Source organism: Streptomyces griseorubiginosus (assembly GCF_001514195.1).
GTDB classification, from domain to species: domain Bacteria; phylum Actinomycetota; class Actinomycetes; order Streptomycetales; family Streptomycetaceae; genus Streptomyces; species Streptomyces griseorubiginosus.
Genome location: NZ_KQ948740.1, coordinates 297,894 through 315,589, shown reverse-complemented (window position 1 = coordinate 315,589; position 17,696 = coordinate 297,894). Strand labels below are relative to the sequence as shown.

Genomic DNA, 17,696 nt, shown 5'->3' with positions numbered 1-17,696 from the left:
TCCGGGTGGAGAGAGGGCCGGGCGGCTCGTGGCGGGTGAGGGGGGGACGTGCTCCGGGAGGCGGAGCGGGGCAGGGGGGTCTGCGACGAAGAGTGAAAGGTGAAGAGGGGTCGGACCGTCATGGGACGGTGGCGTGCTCCGGCCGGTGGGCCGCCGAACTCGCCGCCGTCCGGGCGATGTTGCGGGCCATCCCGCCGAACACCACCGCGTGGAAGGGGGAGACGCTCCACCAGTAGGCGTGACCGAGCAGGCCGTGCGGATGGAACAGGGCGCGCTGCCGGTACCGGGTGCGGCCGTTCTCGCCGCGCTCCACCGACATCTCCAGCCAGGCCAGACCGGGCAGCCGCATCTCGGCGCGCAGCCGCAGCAGCCGGCCCGGCTCGATCTCCTCGACCCGCCAGAAGTCCAGCGAGTCACCGACCCGCAGCCGGGCCGCGTCCCGGCGCCCCCGGCGCAGCCCGACCCCGCCGACCAGCCGGTCCAGCCGGCCCCGCACCGCCCACGCGAGCGGGAAGGAGTACCAGCCGTTCTCGCCGCCGATGCCCTCCACGACCCGCCACAGCGCCTCGGGGGAGGCGTCGACCTCCAGCTCCCGGTGGTCGCTGTAGAGGCTGCCGCCGGCCCAGTCCGGGTCGGTGGGCAGCGGATCGCTCGGGGCACCGGGCACGGACGCCGACGACCACCGGGTCGTCACCTTCGCCTCCCGCACCCGCTGGAGCGCCAGCCGTACGGCGTCGTCGAAGCCGATCGGAGCGGCGGGCGGGCCGGCGAGATACCGGGCGATGTCGTTCTCGTGGCAGACCACCTCGTGCCGCAGCGACTCGGTGAGCGGCCGGGCGAGGGAGGCGGGCACCGGCGTGACCAGGCCCACCCAGTGGCTGGAGAGCCGGGGGGTGAGGACCGGCACCGGCAGGATGATCCGGCGCGGCAGGCCGGCGATCGCCGCGTAGCGGTGCATCATCTGCCGGTACGTCAGGATGTCGGGACCGCCGAGGTCGAAGGCCCGGCTGACGTCGGACGGCATGCTCGCGCTGCCGACCAGGGCGCGGAGCACGTCGCGGACCGCCACCGGCTGGATGCGGGTGTGCACCCAGCTCGGGGTGACCATCACGGGCAGCCGCTCGGTGAGGTAGCGCAGCATCTCGAAGGAAGCCGAGCCGGAGCCGATGACGACGGCCGCCCGCAGGATCGTGGCCGGGACGCCGGAATCGAGCAGGATGTGGGCCACCTCGGCACGGGAGCGCAGATGCGGGGAGAGCTCGCTCTCGGGCACCCCGGCGGGCGTGAGCCCGCTCAGGTACACGATCCGTCGTACGCCCGCGATCCTGGCCTGCTCGGCGAAGATCCGCGCGGCCCTGCGGTCCGTCTCCTCGAAGTCCTTGCCGGACCCCATCCCGTGGACCAGGTAGTACGCCACGTCCACCCCGTCGAGGGCACGCGCCACGGACCCGGGATCGGTCACGTCACCGCCCACCACCTCGGCACGGTCGATCCAGGGATGGTCGCGCAGCCGGCCGGGGGAGCGGGCCAGGCACCGCACCCGGTAGCCCGCGTCGAGCAGTTCCGGAACCAGGCGACCGCCGATGTAGCCGGTCGCGCCGGTCACCAGACAGCGCGGTCGCGGGCGGGTGTCGTCGTGGTCCATCGCGTCCCTGTCCTTCCTTCCGTCCCTCGTGATCACTTCCACCGCTCGGGCCGGTTCGGATGCGGCCCCGGCCCGGGAGCGGCCGGCGCTTCTATACGCTGATCACGTGGCCACACCGAACCAGCGGGAACAGGACGCGCGACCGGAGTCCGGACCGGACCAGCGGCGACAGGACGCGCGACCGGAGTCCGGCACGGGCGGGGCGCCGACCGACCTGTACGCCTTCGCCGTACGACTGCGCCGGATGAACGGCGAGATCAACCGGCTCGTCCAGGGTTTCGCAGGTGACCACGGTCTGCACGCCACCGACATCCAGGCACTCGGCGCGATCATGGACGCGGACGAGCCGATGACACCCAGTGGCCTGCGCCGGCACCTCGGGCTGACCTCGGGCGCGGTGACCGCGTGCGTGGACCGGCTGGAGCGGGCGGGGCACATCCGCCGGGTGCGGGAGAGCGCGGACCGCAGGGTCGTCCATCTGCGGTACGAACCGGACGCCAGGGCGGCCGCACGGTCGTACTTCCGCCCGCTCGCCGAGGCGACCGAAGCCGCCCGTTCCCGGTTCGGCGAGCAGGAGCTGTCCGTGGTGGTGCGGTTCCTGGAGGCGCTGAACGAGGAACTCGCCGAGGCGCGGCCGGGCGGTCGCTGAAGGCCGGGTGGCCGCTGAACGCCGGGCGGTCGCTGAATCCACCGCCGTCGACCGCATCCGCCGACCGGGCGATCGCGGAAGCAGGGGCGTCGTCTACGATCACCGAACCGATGTAACTCAATGATTGAGATAGTTCTTCATTGAGGTACATGCCCTCGACCCTGGAGACCGATGTCCCCCGCCGCCCGCCGCACCCGCGTGCTCGTCCCCCTGCTCCTGCTGGCGCTCTGGCTCGTCGCCGGCGGTGCCCTCGGGCCCTTCGCCGGCCGTCTCGGTGAGGTCGCCACCAACGACCAGGCGGCGTTCCTGCCCCGCAGCGCCGAGTCCACCGCCGTCATCGCGGAGCAGAAGGCCTTCCGGCAGCAGGAGACCCTGCCGGTGATCGTCGTCTGGACCGGCCCCGCGGTCGCCGACCGGAAGGCGGACGCCGACCGGGTGCTCGGCACCCTCAAGAGCGTGGCCGGAGTCGCCGGCCAGGTGTCGCCCGCGATCCCCTCCGAGGACCGGGAGGCCCTCGAAGGCGTGGTGCCGCTGCGCCCCGACCTCGGGGACGCCCTCCCCGGCACCCTCGACCGGATACGATCCGCCGCCGAGCACGTTTCCGGCGCGACCGTGCAACTCGCCGGACCGGCCGCCACCCAGGCCGACCTGTCCGACGCCTTCGCCGGCATCGACGGACTGCTCCTCGCCGTCGCCCTGGCCGTCGTCCTGCTCATCCTGCTGCTCGTCTACCGCAGCGTGCTCCTGCCGCTGGTCATCATCCTCGGGGCGGTCTTCGCCCTGGGCACGGCCTGCGCGGTGGTGTACGCCCTCGCCGACCACGACGTCGTGCGCGTCGACGGACAGGTGCAGGGCATCCTCTCCATCCTCGTGATCGGCGCCGCCACCGACTACGCCCTGCTCCTCACCGCCCGCTGCCGCGAGGAACTCGCCCGCGGCGCCGACCGGTTCACCGCCGCGAGGGCGGCGCTGCGGCGGTCCTGGGCGGCGATCGTCGCCAGCGCGGCCACCGTGGCGCTCGGCCTGCTCGCCCTGCTGCTGAGCGACCTCACCAACAACCGCGCCCTCGGCCCGGTCGGCGCCATCGGCATCGCCTGCGCCGTGCTGACCTCCCTGACCTTCCTGCCCGCCGCCCTCGCCCTGCTGGGCCGCGCCGCCTACTGGCCCGCCCGCCCCCGCCCCGCGGACGAGCGGCCCGAGGGCGTCTGGCACCGGATCGCCGCTCTCGTCGACCGGGCGCCCCGCAAGGTCTGGGCGCTCACCCTCGTCGTCCTGCTGGCCGGTGCCGCCTTCGCGCCCGCCCTCACCTCCCGGGGCGTCCCCCTCGACGAGACCTTCGTCGACGACGCCCCCTCGGTCGCCGCCCAGCAGGCCCTGAGCCGGCACTTCCCGGCCGGCTCGGGCAACCCCGCCGTGATCGTCGCGGACGCCGACCGGCTCACCGACGTCGTCCGGGCCGCCAGGGACACCGAGGGCGTCGCCTCCGCCGCCGCGGTGAGCGCCTCAGGCCGCCCCGGCGCCGACCCGCTGGTCGTCGACGGCCGGGTCCGTGTCGACGTCACCCTCACCGCCGCCCCCGACAGCGACACCGCCAAGAAGACCGTCGCCCGGCTGCGCACCGCCCTGCACGAGGTGCCGGCCGCGGACGCCCTCGTCGGCGGCTACACCGCCCAGCAGTACGACACCCTGCGCACCGCGGAGCACGACCGCACCCTCATCGTCCCGGTCGTCCTCGCGATCATCCTGTTCATCCTGGTCGTGCTGCTGCGCTCGCTGCTGCTGCCCGTGCTGCTGGTGGCCACCGTGGCTCTGAACTTCCTGACCACGCTGGGCGTTTCGGCCCTGGTCTTCCGTCATGTGTTCGGCTTCACCGGCACCGATCCCTCGGTGCCGCTGTACGGGTTCGTGTTCCTCGTCGCCCTCGGCGTCGACTACAACATCTTCCTGATGTCCCGGGTCCGCGAGGAGTCCCTGCGGCACGGACCGCGGCAGGGCATGACACGCGGACTGGTCACCACGGGCGGGGTCATCACCTCCGCGGGCGTGGTGCTGGCCGCCACCTTCGCCGCCCTCGGGGTGATCCCGCTGGCGTTCCTCGCCCAGATCGCCTTCATCGTCGCCTTCGGTGTCCTGCTGGACACCCTGGTGGTCAGGTCCCTGCTCGTGCCGGCGCTGGTGCGCGACATCGGGGCCCGCGTCTGGTGGCCGACGTCCGTCGGCGGAACTGACAAGACGTGAACATGTCCGCCCGGATCCGGGGCAACCGGAACGGTACGAGACGGTTCGTCAGCGATGTTGGAGGTGTCTGCCGCTATGAGCGCGAAGGTGTTGGAGCGGTTTCCAGCGGGAGCTCCGCGCGGATCGTGGCCGGCAGAGGAGTACGCGGCACAGAGGCGGGCGCAGGGTGAGCCCGCGACCGTGGTGATGGACATCCAGTCCGACGCGTTCCTCGTGGTGGTCCCCGGGCGGGACGAGGACTGAACAGGCGGTCAACCGGGGCGGGGCGGGGCCGGCCGGGCTGGTTCGACCGGGCGGGGCGAGGACCGGCCAGGCTGGTTCGACCGGGTGTGACGAGACCGGCCATGCCGGCTCGACCGGCGGGACGAGGACCGGCGAGGAGGTTCACCCCGGCGGGACACAGCCCCAACCGGCGGTTCAGCCGGGCGGGGTGAGCGTTCCGCCCAGCTGCAGGGCCCGGCGTACGAACACCTCGTGCAGGTCGTGCGCGGCCCGCGGCACGGACTCCGCCCTGCGGCGCTGGAGCATCAGCAGCACCCGGGTGGCGTCCCCCTCGATCGGCCGGTGGGTGATCGTGCCCTGCCGCTCCAGCGGATCCCCGACCACGCTGAAGTCCGGCAGCACGGTCACCCCCAGCCCTTCGGCCACCATCAGCTTGCCCATCTCGGCGCCGTCGGTGGAGTACGCGAAGGACGCGTCACGGCCGTCGAGGAGCCGGTGCACGAAACGGTGCATGACATACCCGGTCCGCATCGCGATCAACGGCTGGGTCAGCAGATCGTCCACCCTCACACAGGTGCGCGCGGCCAGCGGGCTGTCCGGCCGCAAGCACACCACCGGCCGCCCGCGCAGCAGTCGCGTCGACTCGAAACCGGCCGGTGTGTCGTCGCCGTCGAGGTGGTTGACCAGCCCCAGGTCGAACCCGCCCTCCGACAGCGCCCGGTGGATCTCGGTCTGCTGCGCACCGACCACCTCGACCTGGGTGACCGGATGCGCGGCCCGGAAGTCCTCGACCGCGGGGATGAGCAGCGGCACGGTCGCCGCGTTCACCGTCCCCACGCGGACCATACGGCTGATGCGGTGCTGCTCGCCCGCCGCCGCCCGCAACCGGTCCACGGCCTCCAGCACGCCGACGATGTGCGGCAGCAGCTCCCGGCCCTCCGCGCTCATCGTCGCCCCGGACCGCTTGCGCTCCAGCAGGTCGACCCCGAGCTCCCGCTCGAGATTCCGCACGGTCTCGCTCAACGCGGGCTGCGAAAGACGCAGTTCCTCCGCGGCCCTGCGCAATGAGCCGAGCCGGGTCACCGCGGCGATGTATTCCAGTTGTTCCGTCCGCATGCCCGCAGAATGCGGGCCCTTTCCCGGCCGGTTCAAGGGTTTCCCTGTCACACGTTCGTGAAATTCAATGGTCCGCGATACGAGACCGGTCGGGTTTTCCTTGACGCCTCTCCCGGGCGGCTGTCACGATCGACGACATGAAGATGCGACTGGACCTCACGCGGCGACGCCACGTCGACCTCGCGCGCGTCTCCAGCGCCTCCTGTTGCGCCGCGGCCTGATCAACCCTCTCCGATCCGCCGCGCTTTCTCCTTTTCCCACCCGAATTCACGCACTGTACCCATGCCCTGAATTCGGCGTGCCCGAAAACATTCCGCAACAGGAGTCACGCATGCCTGCCGCGCCCGTGAAATTCGCCTACTGGGTCCCCAACGTCAGCGGGGGACTCGTCACCAGCAAGATCGAGCAGCGCACCGACTGGGGCTACGACTACAACCGCGAACTCGCCGTCCTCGCCGAGAACAACGGCTTCGAGTACGCCCTCAGCCAGGTCCGCTACATGGCCAGCTACGGCGCCGAGTACCAGCACGAGTCCACCAGTTTCAGCCTTGCGCTGCTGCTCGCCACCGAGCGCCTGAAGGTCATCGCCGCCGTCCACCCCGGACTGTGGCACCCCGGCGTCCTCGCCAAGCTCGGCGCCACCGCCGACCACCTCTCCAAGGGCCGCTTCGCGGTCAACGTCGTGTCCGGCTGGTTCAAGGGCGAGTTCACCGCCCTCGGCGAGCCCTGGCTGGAGCACGACGAACGCTACCGGCGCTCCGAGGAGTTCATCACCGCCCTGCGCAGGATCTGGACCGAGGACCACGCCGAACTCGCCGGTGACTTCTACCGGTTGCGCGACTTCTCGCTCAAGCCCAAGCCCCTCAACACCGAGGAGCGCCCGCACCCCGAGATCTTCCAGGGCGGCAACTCCACCGCCGCCCGGCAGATGGCCGGCCGGGTCTCCGACTGGTACTTCTCCAACGGCAAGGACTTCAACGGGGTCACCGAGCAGATCACCGACGTGCGCAAGGCCGCCGCCGAAGTCGGGCGCACCGCACCGAAGTTCGGCCTCAACGGCTTCCTCATCGCCCGCGACACCGAGGCCGAGGCCCGCGACACGCTCAGGGAGATCGTCGCCAAGGCCGACCACGAGGCCGTCGAGGGCTTCGGCGCCGCGGTCAAGCAGGCCGGACAGTCCACCGGCGACAAGAAGGGCATGTGGCAGGACTCCTCCTTCGAGGACCTCGTCCAGTACAACGACGGCTTCCGCACCGGCCTCATCGGCACCCCGGAGCAGATCGCCGAGCGGATCGTCGCCTACAGGAAGCTCGGCGTCGACCTGCTCCTGCTCGGCTTCCTGCACTACCACGAGGAGGTCGAGTACTTCGGCCGCCGAGTCCTCCCGCTGGTCCGCGAACTGGAGGCCCAGCTGCCCGACCACGAGCCCGTCCCCGCCCAGGTCTGAGGAGGTCACCGACATGAGCACCGTCACCCGCACCGACTGGCAGAACCGTCCCGCCCCCGAGACCGCAGCGGACTGGATCGCCCGCGCCGCCGAGGTCGCCGCCGTCCTCGCCACCGACGCCGCCGCCCGAGACCGCGCCGGGAACACCCCGTACGCCGAGGTCCAGCTCCTCAAGGACGCCGGACTTGTCACCCTCCTCGGCCCCGCCGAACACGGTGGCGGAGGCCAGGACTGGCCCACCGCGTACCGGGTGGTGCGCGAGGTCGCCAAGGCCGACGGCTCCATCGGCCAGCTCCTCGGCTACCACTACCTGTGGTTCTGGGCCGCCCGCCTGGTCGGCACCCGCGAGCAGTGGGAGCACGTGGAGGCGGAGGCCTCCCGGAACCGCTGGTTCTTCGGCGGCGCGGTCAACCCGCGCGACCAGGACGTCGTCGTGACCGAGGACGGCGACGACCTCGTCTACACCGGCCGCAAGTCCTTCTCCACCGGCAGCAAGGTCTCCGACGTCACCGTCCTCGAAGGCGTCCTGGACGGCACCGACCAGCACATCTTCGCCATCGTGCCCTCCGACTCCGAGGGCCTGACCTTCCACGACGACTGGGACAACATCGGCCAGCGGCTCACCGAGAGCGGCGGCGTCACCCTCGACGGCGTACGCACCCCGTGGTCGTCGGCGGCCGGGTACGTGGACAAGCTGTTCCAGCCGCGCGTCTACAACACCCTCAACGTCCCCACCATCCAGCTGGTCTTCGTCAACTTCTACCTCGGGATCGCGGGCGGCGCACTGGAGACGGCCGCCACCTACACCCGCGAGAAGTCCCGCTCCTGGCTGCACGGCGGCTTCGAGCGCGCGGTCGACGAGCCGTACGTCATCGACACCTACGGCGACCTCACCGCCAAGCTCTGGGCGGCCGAGGCCCTCGCCGACGCCGTCGCCGCCGAGGGACAGAAGCTGCACGACGACCCCGACGCGGTCACCGAGAAGACCCGCGGCGACTTCGAGGTACGGGTGGCCGCGGTCAAGGCCCGAGCCACCGACGTGGCCCTGGAGATCGCCGGCCGGATCTTCGAGGTGACGGGCGCCCGCTCCACGGCCACCTCGGAGGGCCTGGACCGGTTCTGGCGCAACGTCCGCACCCACACCCTCCACGACCCCGTCGCCTACAAGCGGCGCGAGGTCGGCCGCTGGGTCCTGGAAGGCGAACTGCCCGAACCCACCTGGTACTCCTGACCGCTTCCCCGGGGCGCCCCCACCTGAACCGGGGGCGCCCCGCCCCTCCTCCCCGAAAGAGGACCGCATGGCCACCGTCCTGTCCGTCTCCGGCAGCCCCTCCGCCTCCTCCCGCACCAACCGGCTGCTGCGCCACCTCGACCGGCGCCTCGCCGCGCAGGGCCACGAGGTGATCCCGCTCGACGTGCGCACCATCCCCGCCGAGGCCCTGCTCGGCGCCGACTTCACGCACCCGGCGATCGTCGAGGCGACCGAGCTGTTCGCGCGCGTCGACGGGGTCGTCGTCGGCACCCCGGTCTACAAGGCGTCGTACTCCGGAGTCCTCAAGGCGCTCCTCGATCTGCTCCCGCAGTACGCCCTGGCAGGCAAGACCGTGCTGCCCCTGGCCACCGGTGGTTCCACCGCCCACGTCCTCGCCATCGACTACGCCCTGCGGCCCGTCCTCAGCTCCATGGGCGCGGCCCACATCGTGCAGGGCTGGTTCACCCTCGACAAGGACATCACCGTGCACGACGACGGCTCGCTGACCGTGGCCCCGGTGGCCGGCGAGGCGCTCGCCCAGGTCGTCGACCAGTTCTCGACCGCGCTGGGCCACCGGCCGGTCCTGGCGGCGGCGAGCTGACGAGCATGTCCGCCCATGTGATCGCCGACGACGCGGAGGCCCTCGCGGCCGCCGCGTCGCTCGCCGCGGAGTTCCGCGCCGGCGCCGCCGCCCGGGACGCCGAACGCAGGCTGCCACGCGCCGAGTTGGACCGTCTCTCCGCCTCGGGGCTGCTCGCCGTCACCGTCCCCGCCGAGCACGGCGGAGCGGACGTGGCCGCGCTGACCCTCGCCGAGATCTTCCGGCTGCTCGCCTCCGCCGACGCGAGCCTGGCCCAGATCCCGCAGAGCCACTTCGCCTACGTCAACGTGATCCGCCGTCAGGGCACCGACGAGCAGCGGAAGTTCTTCTTCGCCGAGCTGCTCGCCGGACGCCGGTTCGGCAACGCCCAGTCGGAGGCGGGCACCAAGCACGTCCAGGACATCCGCACCCGCCTGCACCCGCTGCCCGACGGCTCCTACCGCCTCGAAGGCGTCAAGCACTACTCCACCGGCGCCCTGTTCGCCGACTGGATCCCGGTGCTGGCCCGGGCCGGCGACGACAAACTGCACGTCGCCTACGTGCCCAGCGACGCCCCCGGCGTCACCGTGGTCGACGACTGGGACGGCCTCGGCCAGCGCACGACGGCCAGCGGCACCGTCCGGCTCGACGGCGTCGAGGTTCCCGCCGACCGGGTCCTCCCGCACCACCTCACCTTCGAGGGCCCCCAACTCCATGGAGCTGTGGCCCAGTTGCTGCACGCCGCCATCGACACCGGGATCGCCGGGGGAGCACTCGCCGAGGCGGCCGAGTTCGTGCGCACCAAGAGCCGCCCATGGTTCGAGAGCGGTGTCGACACGGCCGCCGAGGACCCCCTGCTGATCCAGCGCTTCGGTGAACTGGCCCTCCAGGTGCGGGCGGCGGAGGCGCTGCTGCGGGAAGCCGCCCGCGCGGTCGACCGGGCGCAGGCAGACCTGACCGACGACTCGGCGGCCGAGGCGTCCCTCGCGGTCGCCGCGGCCAAGGTGTCCGCGGCCCAGGCCGCGGTGGAGGTGGCGAGCGCCCTCTTCGAGGTCGCCGGCACCCGCTCGGCCCTGAACTCCCTCAACCTGCACCGCTATTGGCGTGACGCCCGCACCCACACCCTTCACGACCCGACCCGCTGGAAGATCCAGCACCTCGGCCGTCATGTGCTCAACGGCACCCGGCCACCCCGCCACGGCCTCCTCTGACGGCATCTTCCAGAGATCGGAGACCCCCACATGTCCCTCACCTTCCACTGGTTCCTGCCCACCAACGGCGACAGCCGCCATGTCGTGGGCGGCGGTCACGGCACACCGGCCACGGTCTCCGGACAGGACCGGCCGCCGACGGTCGCCTATCTGAGCCAGATCGGCCGCGCCGCCGAGGACCTGGGCTTCGTGGGCGCGCTCACCCCCACGGGCGCCTGGTGCGAGGACGCATGGCTGACGACAGCGATGGTCAGCCAGAACACCGAGCGGCTGAAGTTCCTGGTCGCCTTCCGGCCCGGCTTCGTCTCGCCGACGCTCGCCGCCCAGATGGCGTCCACCTTCCAGCGCCAGTCCGGCGGACGGCTCCTGCTCAACGTGGTCACCGGCGGCGAGAGCCACGAACAGCGCGCCTACGGGGACTTCCTCGACAAGGACGCGCGCTACCGCCGTACCGGAGAATTCCTGGAAGTGGTACGGGGGTTGTGGGAGGGCAAGACCGTCGACCTGAACGGTGAGCACCTCCAGGTCGAGGACGCCCGGCTGGCCCGGGTGCCCGACCCGGTGCCCGAGGTCTACTTCGGCGGGTCCTCGCCGATCGCGGGGGAGGTCGCCGCGAAGTACGTCGACGTGTACCTCACCTGGGGCGAGCCGCCCGCGCAGGTCGCCGAGAAGATCGCCTGGATCCGGGGGCTCGCGGCGCAGCAGGGCCGCACCCTGCGCTTCGGGATCCGCCTGCACGTCATCACCCGCGACACCTCCGAACAGGCCTGGGCCGAGGCGAACCGGCTCCTCGCGGGCTTCGACGCCGAGACCGTCAGGTCGGTGCAGGCCGGTCTCTCCCGCAGCGAGTCCGAGGGACAGCAGCGGATGCTCGCCCTGCACGGCGGCGACCGCGACCGTCTGGAGATCCACCCCAACCTCTGGGCCGGCATCGGCCTGGTGCGCGGTGGTGCGGGCACCGCGCTGGTCGGCAGCCACGACGAGGTAGCCGAGCGGATCAAGGAGTACCACGCCCTCGGCATCGACGAGTTCGTGCTCTCCGGCTACCCGCACCTGGAGGAGGCGTACTGGTTCGGCGAGGGCGTCCTCCCGCGGCTGGCCGCACAGGGCCTGTGGCACCACCCGTCGGGCAGGACGGCCGCCCCCGCGGCGCAGGTGCCCTTCGCGAGCTGAGACGACTGCCGCACGCCCGCCGTACAGGCACTAGCTCTTGGCCAGTGCCTCCAGATGCGCCCGTCGCACCTCGGCCGTCTGCCCCTGCACCAGCAGGAACATCCCCTCGCGGAACAGCCGTTGGGCCGTACCGTCGAGGGCCGTGGCCCGGCCGCCGCCGGCCACGACCGCCGCGGTCGTGGCCGTGCGCATCAGGTCGTACGAGCGCGTCTTGAGCGCCAGCCGTTCGGCGACGCGCTCGTGCGGGACGGGATGACCGGCCAGCGCGTACGCCTGCCCGCGCACCTCGTCGAGAGGGCCGCGCAGCGCTTCCGCGGTCTCCGGCTCGCCCGCGTCCTCCAGTACCCGGAGCGCCGCGTACGCCACCCCGAAGACGGCGGGGGAGGCGTTGGTGTTGCGCGGCAGGTCGATGAGCGCGAACTGCTTCTGCGGGGTGCGCAGCACCACCGACTCGTCGGGCAGCCACAGACCGTCCAGGGCCAGGGAGACCGTGCGGGACGCGGTGAGCGCCGCGAGCCGCATCGGCTCCGACGCCCGCAGGCCCGCCTGCTCGCGGGCCTCGGTGAAGGCGAACACCACTTCGTCGGCCTCGGTCACCCCGGCCAGCAGCATCACGTCGTTGAGGCCCCAGCCGGTGTACCAGGGCACCGCCCCGTCGAACCGCCAGCCGCCCCGCTCGGCCGTCGCCCGCACCGGCACCCGCGGAAAGACCCGGACGTGCGCGAACGCGATCCCGGCCAGCAGCTCACCGGTCGCCAGCGCTCGCAGCAGCCGCTCCCGCACCGGCAGGTCGGTCTGCGCGAGCATCCGCACCGGCGTGTGGTGCTGGGTCTGCACGAACCAGGTCGAGCAGCAGGCCCCGGCGAGGATCTCCTGGACCTCCCGCGCCACCGTGTCGGGGGCGCCCGCACCGCCGTACTCGACCGGCGCGCTCACCCCGAGCAGCCCCGACCGCCTGATCGCCTCGATGTGGCTCACGGGCACCCCCTCCTGGTCGACCCGTGCCGCCTGCGGGGCGAGCAGACCGTCGGCGAGCGTGCGGGCGGTGGCGAGGAGCGGGTGCGGTGCGGAGGTCATGGAGAAGATTCTCCCGATCCGGTCGTGCGCGGTGTCGAATCGGGGGTGTGGCGTTCGTGTAGGAGGTGAGACAAGCTCACAGGAGGAGAACGCCATGGGGTACTACCTGCTCAACGTCATGCAGCCCGGCTGGGACGAGCTGCCGCCGCCCGAGGTGATGGCCGAGATCGGCAAGCGGCTCGACGTCTTCCACCAGGAGCTGCACGAGGCCGGCGCCTGGGTCTTCGCCGGAGGCCTGCACGGACCCGACGCCTCGACCGTGCTGCGCCCCCGCGACGGCGACGTCCTGATCACCGACGGACCGTACGCCGAGGGCAAGGAACAGCTCGGCGGCCTGTGCATCGTGAAGGCGCCGGACCTCGACGCGGCCCTGGAGTGGGGTCGCAAGGCGGCACTGGCGACCACCCTGCCCATCGAGGTGCGCCCCTTCCAGCACCAGTCCGAGGACTGATGACCCTCGACATCGAGGCGGTCTTCCGCGCGGAGTACGGCCGCGCGGTCGCCGTCCTGGTCCGCTTCCTCGGTGACATCGACCTCGCCGAGGAAGCGGTCCAGGACGCCTTCGCCACGGCGGTCCGGCGCTGGCCGGAGACCGGAGTGCCGCCCAGCCCGGCCGGCTGGATCATCACCACCGCCCGCAACCGCGCCGTCGACCGGCTGCGCAGAGAGTCCACCCGCGAGGCCCGGCACACCGAGGCCGCCCTGCTGCACACCCCCGACCCGCCGCCCGAGGAGGGCCCCGTGCGCGACGAACGGCTCCGGCTCCTCTTCACCTGCTGCCACCCCGCGCTCGCGCCCCAGGCCCGGGTCGCCCTCACCCTGCGGCTGCTCGGCGGTCTCACCACCGCGCAGATCGCCCGCGCTTTCCTGGTCCCCGAACCGACCATGGCCCAGCGCCTGGTCCGCGCCAAGGCCAAGATCCGCGACGCCCGCATCCCGTACCGCGTGCCCCGCGACGCCGACCTGCCCGACCGGCTGGGCGGTGTCCTCGCCGTGGTCTACCTGATCTTCAACGAGGGCTACGGCGGCACGCCCGAGCTGTGCGAGGAGGCCGTGCGGCTGGGCCGGCTGCTGACCGAACTGATGCCGGACGAACCCGAGGCCACCGGCCTGCTCGCGCTGATGCTGCTCATCGAGTCCCGCCGAGCCGCCCGCACCGACGACACGGGCGCCCTCGTCCCCCTGTCCGAACAGGACCCCACCCGCTGGGACCGGGAGCTGATCGCCGAGGGCCAGTCGCTCGTACGGCGGTGTCTGCGCCGGAACCGGCCCGGGCCGTACCAGATCCAGGCGGCCATCCAGGCCGTGCACAGCGAGCCGCCGACCGACTGGGACCAGGTCCGCCGGCTGTACGACCAGCTCATGGCCGTGGCTCCCGGTCCGGTGGTGGCCCTCAACCGCGCGGTCGCCGTGGCCGAGACGGACGGGCCGGCCGAGGCGCTCGCCCTCGTCGACGCCCTCGACCTCGACGGCTACCACGTCCTGCACGCCGTCCGGGCCGACCTGCTGCGCCGCCTGGACCGCGGGGCGGAGGCCGCGGACGCCTACGCGAGGGCCGCCGAGCTCACCGAGAACCCGGCGGAACGCGCGTACCTGGAGGGACGGCGGCAGGGGCTGCCGAGCCGTCACGGAAAGTAGCGAAGGCGGCCCGGAATTTCCTCCGACCCGAAAAGGTTGCAATATACATCTGACCGTCGAGACCCAGGCCGCAAGGCCCGCGCACCCCAGCGAGGCACCCGTGAACCACCCCGCCCCCGAGCAGCCCGCCGACGTCGTCGCCCGACTGCGCGCCACCTTCCGCAGCGGCCGCACCAAGCCCGTCGAATGGCGCACGACCCAGCTGCGCCGCCTGCGCGAGCTGCTCACGGAGAACGGCACGGAACTGGCCGCCGCCCTCCACGCCGACCTGGGCAAGAGCTCCACCGAGGCCTTCCGCACCGAGATCGACTTCACGATCCGCGAGATCGACCACACCCTGGACCATCTCACCGACTGGCTGCGCCCCGAGTCCGCGCCGGTCCCGGCGCACCTGGGCGCCGACGCCACCGCGTGGACGCAGTACGACCCGCTCGGCGTGGTCCTCGTCATCGCCCCCTGGAACTACCCGGCCCAGCTGCTGCTCGCCCCCGTGGTCGGCGCCCTCGCCGCGGGCAACGCCGTGGTCGCCAAGCCGAGCGAGCTGGCCCCCGCCACCTCCGCGGCCATCGCCCGGCTGGTCCCCGCCTACCTGGACACCGACGCGGTGGCCGTCGTCGAGGGCGGTGTCCCCGAGACCACGGCCCTGCTCGCCGAGCGCTTCGACCACATCTTCTACACCGGCAACGGCACGGTCGGCCGGATCGTCCTGCGCGCCGCCGCCGAGCACCTCACCCCGGTCACCCTCGAACTGGGCGGCAAGTCCCCGGCGTTCGTCGACCGCGACGCCGACCTCGCCGTGGTCGCCGACCGGCTGGTCCGCGGCAAGTTCCTCAACGCCGGACAGACCTGCGTCGCCCCCGACTACGTCCTCACCGACCCGGAGACCGCCGCCACCCTGGAACCCCTGTTCGTGAAGGCCGTCGAGACGCTCTACGGCACCGACCCGGCCGCCTCCGGCGAGTACGGCCGCATCATCAACGAACGGCACTTCGACCGCCTCACCGGCCTGCTGGACTCCGGCCGCACGGTCGTCGGCGGCGAGAGCGACCGGACAGCCAAGTACATCGCACCCACCGTCCTCGCCGACGTCGACCCCGAGGCGCCGGTCATGCGGGAGGAGATCTTCGGCCCGATCCTGCCGATCGTCACCGTCGACGGCCTCGACGCCGCCATCGACTTCATCAACGACCGCGACAAGCCGCTCGCGCTGTACGTGTTCACCGACTCCGACACCACCCGCGGCCGCATCGCCGACGAGACCTCCTCCGGCGGCCTCGGCTACGGTCTCCCGCTCGCCCATCTCACCGTCTCCGACCTGCCGTTCGGCGGAGTGGGCGAGAGCGGCATGGGCAACTACCACGGCCGGTACTCCATCGAGACCTTCAGCCACCGAAAGGCGATCCTGGAGAAGCCGCTCGTCTGACCGCCCGCCGGGAGCGGGCGGTGTGCCGGGCCGAATCCTCTGAACCCCGACCGCGGGCGGTGTCACAGGCCGAATCGTCCGAACGCCGACCGCGGGTGGTGTCACAGGCCGAGTCGGCCGACCAGTGAGCGCGGGCGGTGTCACAGGCCGAACAGGTCCGCCGCGTTGTCGTGGCACACCGCCCGCAGCCAGGCGTCGCCCAGTCCGAGCCGCTCCAGCGACCTGAGCTGGTGCAGGTAGGCGTAGGGGATGTTGGGGAAGTCGGAGCCGAGCAGCACCCGGTCGCCGAGCGCGGTGAGCCGGGGCAGCTCCGCGGCGGGGAACGGCATGAACGCCTCGGTGAAGTCGGTGAACGCCATGGTCGTGTCCAGCCGCACCTCCTCGTACCGCTCGGCGAGGTCCAGGAACTCCGTGTACTCCGGCATCCCCATGTGCGCGACGATCAGCCGCAGCCCCGGGTGCCTCGCCAGCACCCGCGCGATGTTCTCGGGGCCGGTGTGCTTGCCGGGTGCGGGCCCGGACCCGCAGTGGATCACCACCGGGACACCGGCCTCGGCCAGCAGGCCCCAGGCCCGGTGGAGAAGGTCGTCGGCCGGGTCGTAGCCGCCCACCTGCACATGGGCCTTGAACACCCGCGCGCCCGCCTCCAATGCCTCCTGGACATAGGCCTCGACGTCCGGCTCGGGGTAGAGCGTGCAGGTGTGCAGACAGTCCGGGGTGCGGGCGGCGAAGTCGGCGGCCCAGCCGTTCAGCCACCTGGCCATGCCGGGCTTGTGGGGGTACAGCATCGCGGTGAAGGCCCGGACGCCGAACTCCCGCAGGACGGCCGTGCGTTCCGCCTCCTCCGTGCGGTAGGTGATCGGCCACTCCATGCCGCCGGTGAGCGGTCCGACGGAGTCGAAGTAGTCCCAGACCTTGTGCAGGACACGCTCGGGCATGAAGTGGGTGTGGACGTCTACCAGCCCCGGCAGGCCGAGGCGCTCCCAGAAGCGCCGCACCTCACCGGCCTCCTCGCTGACGGGCGCCACGCGGTGATCGTTCATGCCGCCCACCCTCCGCCCTGAGCGGCCGACGAGGCGAGACCTTCCGCGGGCGGCGCGGTGAGGCGTGCGTCACATGCCGTTCGCCCATCCGCGGGAGTTCCCCGGCGGCGGAGCCGACGCGCCCACCGGCTCTCCTACCCTCGAAGGCGACGAGCCGGCGAAGGCCGCGAGCTCTCGAAGGCGACGAGTGCGGCACTGCGGGACACGGGGGGCGACGATGCACGAGTGGGCGATGCCGACGACCTGGACACCCTCGGTCGAGGGCCACCGAGGCGACGGCTTCGTCGCCACCCCGTTCTCCGAGCGCTGCACGGGCCTCGTCGCGGCCGGGCACCACGTGTTCCTCGGGATCAGCCCCGGCAACGGCTGGTTCTCCGAGGACCGGCTCGTCGCGCTGCTGCACTGGGCCGCCGCCCGCTTCACCCGGATCGAGATCGCCCACCCCGGCACCGACACCGTCGCCTGCACCTACCTCGGCCGCGGCTACGAACCCCGGCACGCCCGAGCCCGCGCCCACCGCGACGTACGCCAGACGGCCAACCGCGTCGCCCGAGCCGTGGACTCCGCGCGACTCGACCCCGACCGCCTCCGCGTCGCGCAGTTCCACGACTTCCACGACACCCCCGCGTACCGGGCCGCCCGTGAGCGCATCGCCCGCGCCCACCGGGAACAGCCCGCCTTCCACGCCACCTGCACCCGCATGGTCTCCGGCGTCCTGCGCACCACGATGCCCGCCGACTGGACCCCGACCGCCGACCAACTGACAGCAGGTGCGGAGTACTTGGACAGCGAGCTGCCCTTCCTCCTGGACACCCCGGGCATCCTCGGCGTCCCGGCGTCCGTCTTCGCCTACCGGGCCACCCCGGCCCTCGCGGGCTTCCTCTACGGCCCGGACGCCCAGCTCCCGGCCGCGGACACCCAGGGCTTCGTCACCGTCGAGCCGCTCCCGGCGGCACGCTGACGACGCACCGGGACCCGGGGT

Annotated in this window: 17 protein-coding genes; 13 read left to right on the top strand and 4 right to left on the bottom strand. The window is 72.5% G+C overall.

Features of this window, described 5'->3' with window-relative positions:
- Positions 1–118: 118 nt before the first annotated feature.
- Positions 119–1,645: an SDR family oxidoreductase gene (locus AQJ54_RS29470; protein ID WP_062242249.1), complete on the bottom strand. Its 1,527-nt coding sequence runs from the start codon at positions 1,643–1,645 to the stop codon at positions 119–121.
- Between the two features lie 106 nt (positions 1,646–1,751).
- On the opposite strand from AQJ54_RS29470, the gene AQJ54_RS29465 reads away from it, so the two are divergent.
- The 3 genes from AQJ54_RS29465 to AQJ54_RS29455 all read left to right on the top strand — a co-directional run bounded on the left by AQJ54_RS29465 (position 1,752) and on the right by AQJ54_RS29455 (position 4,775).
- Positions 1,752–2,294, top strand: a complete 543-nt coding sequence (locus AQJ54_RS29465; protein ID WP_062242247.1) for a MarR family winged helix-turn-helix transcriptional regulator — start codon at positions 1,752–1,754, stop codon at positions 2,292–2,294.
- A 171-nt stretch (positions 2,295–2,465) separates the two neighbouring features.
- Entirely contained in the window at positions 2,466–4,532 is a 2,067-nt protein-coding gene (locus AQJ54_RS29460) for an MMPL family transporter (RefSeq protein ID WP_062242245.1), read from the top strand.
- A gap of 54 nt (positions 4,533–4,586) precedes the next feature.
- Positions 4,587–4,775, top strand: a complete 189-nt coding sequence (locus tag AQJ54_RS29455; protein WP_030325729.1) for a hypothetical protein — start codon at positions 4,587–4,589, stop codon at positions 4,773–4,775.
- A gap of 174 nt (positions 4,776–4,949) precedes the next feature.
- Here AQJ54_RS29455 and AQJ54_RS29450 read toward each other — a convergent pair whose 3' ends face one another.
- A complete protein-coding gene (locus AQJ54_RS29450; protein ID WP_062032025.1) occupies positions 4,950–5,870 on the bottom strand; it encodes a LysR family transcriptional regulator in 921 nt (306 codons plus the stop codon).
- Positions 5,871–6,007: 137 nt separating this feature from the next.
- On the opposite strand from AQJ54_RS29450, the gene AQJ54_RS47835 reads away from it, so the two are divergent.
- The 6 genes from AQJ54_RS47835 to AQJ54_RS29425 all read left to right on the top strand — a co-directional run bounded on the left by AQJ54_RS47835 (position 6,008) and on the right by AQJ54_RS29425 (position 11,533).
- Positions 6,008–6,091: a putative leader peptide gene (locus AQJ54_RS47835; RefSeq protein ID WP_350760414.1), complete on the top strand. Its 84-nt coding sequence runs from the start codon at positions 6,008–6,010 to the stop codon at positions 6,089–6,091.
- A 110-nt stretch (positions 6,092–6,201) separates the two neighbouring features.
- A complete protein-coding gene (gene sfnG, locus AQJ54_RS29445) occupies positions 6,202–7,317 on the top strand; it encodes a dimethylsulfone monooxygenase SfnG (protein ID WP_062032027.1) in 1,116 nt (371 codons plus the stop codon).
- A gap of 13 nt (positions 7,318–7,330) precedes the next feature.
- A complete protein-coding gene (locus AQJ54_RS29440; protein ID WP_062032029.1) occupies positions 7,331–8,548 on the top strand; it encodes an acyl-CoA dehydrogenase family protein in 1,218 nt (405 codons plus the stop codon).
- 67 nt (positions 8,549–8,615) lie between these two features.
- Positions 8,616–9,170 (top strand): NADPH-dependent FMN reductase, encoded by a 555-nt coding sequence (gene ssuE, locus AQJ54_RS29435; RefSeq protein WP_062032032.1) that lies wholly within the window; start codon positions 8,616–8,618, stop codon positions 9,168–9,170.
- 5 nt (positions 9,171–9,175) lie between these two features.
- The gene (locus tag AQJ54_RS29430; RefSeq protein ID WP_062242243.1) at positions 9,176–10,360 is read left to right on the top strand and encodes an SfnB family sulfur acquisition oxidoreductase; all 1,185 of its coding nucleotides are present in this window, start codon (positions 9,176–9,178) and stop codon (positions 10,358–10,360) included.
- A gap of 30 nt (positions 10,361–10,390) precedes the next feature.
- Positions 10,391–11,533, top strand: coding sequence for an LLM class flavin-dependent oxidoreductase (locus AQJ54_RS29425; protein ID WP_062032037.1), 1,143 nt, complete (start codon positions 10,391–10,393; stop codon positions 11,531–11,533).
- Between the two features lie 30 nt (positions 11,534–11,563).
- Here the strand turns inward: AQJ54_RS29425 and AQJ54_RS29420 are convergent, their stop codons facing one another.
- Positions 11,564–12,610, bottom strand: coding sequence for an acyl-CoA dehydrogenase family protein (locus AQJ54_RS29420; RefSeq protein WP_062032040.1), 1,047 nt, complete (start codon positions 12,608–12,610; stop codon positions 11,564–11,566).
- Between the two features lie 94 nt (positions 12,611–12,704).
- Between AQJ54_RS29420 and AQJ54_RS29415 the strand changes: the two genes are divergently transcribed.
- The 3 genes from AQJ54_RS29415 to AQJ54_RS29405 all read left to right on the top strand — a co-directional run bounded on the left by AQJ54_RS29415 (position 12,705) and on the right by AQJ54_RS29405 (position 15,671).
- Positions 12,705–13,061, top strand: coding sequence for a YciI family protein (locus AQJ54_RS29415; protein ID WP_062032043.1), 357 nt, complete (start codon positions 12,705–12,707; stop codon positions 13,059–13,061).
- Complete coding sequence (locus AQJ54_RS29410) at positions 13,061–14,248, top strand: RNA polymerase sigma factor (protein WP_062242240.1); 1,188 nt, start codon at positions 13,061–13,063, stop codon at positions 14,246–14,248. Before AQJ54_RS29415 ends, AQJ54_RS29410 begins: the two co-directional genes overlap by 1 nt.
- Before the next feature lie 100 nt (positions 14,249–14,348).
- Entirely contained in the window at positions 14,349–15,671 is a 1,323-nt protein-coding gene (locus AQJ54_RS29405; protein ID WP_062242238.1) for an aldehyde dehydrogenase family protein, read from the top strand.
- Positions 15,672–15,811: 140 nt separating this feature from the next.
- Here AQJ54_RS29405 and AQJ54_RS29400 read toward each other — a convergent pair whose 3' ends face one another.
- Positions 15,812–16,714 (bottom strand): amidohydrolase family protein, encoded by a 903-nt coding sequence (locus tag AQJ54_RS29400; protein ID WP_062242237.1) that lies wholly within the window; start codon positions 16,712–16,714, stop codon positions 15,812–15,814.
- 232 nt (positions 16,715–16,946) lie between these two features.
- On the opposite strand from AQJ54_RS29400, the gene AQJ54_RS29395 reads away from it, so the two are divergent.
- Positions 16,947–17,675: a tRNA-dependent cyclodipeptide synthase gene (locus tag AQJ54_RS29395; RefSeq protein WP_246091239.1), complete on the top strand. Its 729-nt coding sequence runs from the start codon at positions 16,947–16,949 to the stop codon at positions 17,673–17,675.
- The last annotated feature ends 21 nt before the right edge of the window (positions 17,676–17,696 follow it).